Origin of the sequence: Muriicola sp. (assembly GCF_049669965.1) — a bacterium.
Classification (GTDB): Bacteria; Bacteroidota; Bacteroidia; order Flavobacteriales; family Flavobacteriaceae; genus Muriicola.
Genome location: NZ_JBATLB010000169.1, coordinates 1 through 2317 on the forward strand (window position 1 = coordinate 1; position 2317 = coordinate 2317).

At 42.1% G+C, this 2317-nt stretch carries 2 protein-coding genes; both read right to left on the minus strand.

The annotated features are described in order from the left end of the window. Positions 1-1278 (minus strand): MFS transporter (locus tag WBM49_RS09075; protein WP_424371731.1); only part of this gene is annotated, 1278 nt, incomplete at its 3' end. Positions 1279-1425: 147 nt separating this feature from the next. Beyond that, positions 1426-2316, minus strand: a complete 891-nt coding sequence (gene queG, locus WBM49_RS09080) for a tRNA epoxyqueuosine(34) reductase QueG (protein ID WP_424371732.1) — start codon at positions 2314-2316, stop codon at positions 1426-1428. Position 2317 lies beyond the last annotated feature (1 nt).

Genomic DNA, 2317 nt, shown 5'->3' on the forward strand with positions numbered 1-2317 from the left:
GGACAATATCGCTGCAATAATAAAGAACCCTCCCGCAAAGAGTATCGCATTGATTGCACTTCCCCCTAAGAAATATTTGTAAATAGGGCCAAAGGTTAAGGTTTCAATTCCCATAGGTATTACGATCATCATATTCAAAATTCCCATGTAGACACCCCTTCTTTCCTGAGGCACCACTTTTGAAACCATGGTATACGGAATCCCCATCATGGCGGCCCATCCGATTCCGAATAGAACCATAGGTGCCAGAACCAGCAGGGAATTTTCTATAAAGGGCACGGCAAAGAGCGCCAAGCCGGTACCTACCAGACTAAGAGCATATATTTTTTTCCCTCCATATTTTAAGGTAAGCGGCACTAAGGCAAGTGCAACAACCATCGTAACTATGTTATAGGTCAAACTCATTTGGGCAGCCTGGGAAGCGGCCTCAGAGGTGGAGTAACCCAGTGTCAATTTAAATAAAGGCGTTATGTATTGCCAATAGATAAAAAGCGCATACCACTGAAAAAGGTACACGGCACCCAGTTTCCACATAAATATGGGCATTTCTCTTATCGCTTCGCCAATCTCGTTAAAAGGTTTGGCAACACGCTTCCCAAATGGCAAACCTTTGGTATGGTTAATTTCGGCTAGCTCTGCTGTTGATGGTGGAATCTCTGGTGTTTTTAAAACGGACCACAAGATGGTGGTTATGGACAAAATTCCCCCGATATAAAAAGAGTAGTATAACCATTGGGGGATTTCTCCTGCAACTTCTATGGAATCGCCTCCAAAGAGATATTGGAAAAGCACTATGGATCCATTGGCAAGAAGTATTCCCGCACCAACAAACAAACTCTGCATCTGATAGCCTAAACTTAATTGTTTTTCAGGGAGTTTATCTCCTACAAAAGCGCGATATGGTTCCATAGCCATGTTGTTACCCACATCCAGTATCCATAAAAGTCCAACTGCAAACCACAATACCGGGCTTGTCGGAAAAGCGAACAGACATAAACTTCCAATAATTGCGCCGATCAAAAAGTAGGGTTTGCGCCTTCCCCATTTGTTGGACCATGTTTTATCTGACATCGCCCCGATAATTGGTTGTACCACCAGCCCGGTTATTGGTCCGGCAATATTCAAAATAGGAAGCATCTCTTCGGGCGCCCCCAGGTATAGGAATATTGGATTGATAGCTGTTTGCTGTAGTCCAAAACTGTATTGGATTCCAAGGAAGCCAACATTCATATTAAAAATTTGCCAAAAACTTAAGGTTGGTTTTTTAATTAAACTCATAATGTGTGCAGTTTATGTAATTATGAATGTCTTAGTTTGAGATCCTTATTATCAACCTTTCAATATAGGGTTTTATCGTTGTTCTCAATAAAAACTTAATTAGAAAAATAAGGTTTTAGATACGAAAACGTTGTAGTTGAGGTCCAATTATTTTAAAAATTTGATGTTGCGTTGTAATCCTGTGAATTTAGTACGTTTCACAGCAGACCCTTTAAAGACCTTTTTGAAAATATCTTCCGTGATCTCTTCCCAGTCTTTTTTGCTCATAGAAAGAATCTCCTGTTTAGGATCAAAAAGTGGGTTTTGATGTGGTTTTGAGAATCTGTTCCAGGGACACACATCCTGGCATACATCGCACCCAAAGATCCATTCATCCATTTTCCCTTCGAACGAAGAGGGGATCTCATTTTTCAGTTCTATGGTGAGATACGAAATACACTTACTGCCGTCAACCACGTAGGGTTGAACAATGGCCTGTGTGGGGCATGCATCTAAACAGGCAGTACAACTACCGCAATGATCGGTCACCGGATGGTCATAATCTAGTTCCAGATCTACGATCAATTCAGCAATAAAGTAAAAGGAACCTAGCTTCTGTGTAAGCAGGTTACTGTGCTTTCCCATCCAACCCAAACCGCTCCTGGCGGCCCACGCCTTATCCATGACCGGGGCCGAATCTACAAAAGCCCTTCCTTGTACCTCCCCAATATGTTCTTCAATAAAGGCCAGGAGCTCTTTCAATTTCGATTTTATGACCTGGTGATAATCCTGTCCGTAGGCGTATTTGGATATTTTATAGGTGCCCTCTTGCTGTTCCTTAGAAGGGAAATAGTTTAAGAGAACCGAAATAACGGATCTGGCACCATCTACCAATTTTCTGGGATCTAATCGCTTGTCAAAGTGATTCTCCATATACCCCATCTCCCCATTCATATTGGACTTTAACCATTTCTCCAGTCTTGGGGCCTCTTCTTCCAGAAAATCGGCTTTGGAAATACCGCAACTCACAAATCCCAGCCTAATGGCCTCTTCTTTGATC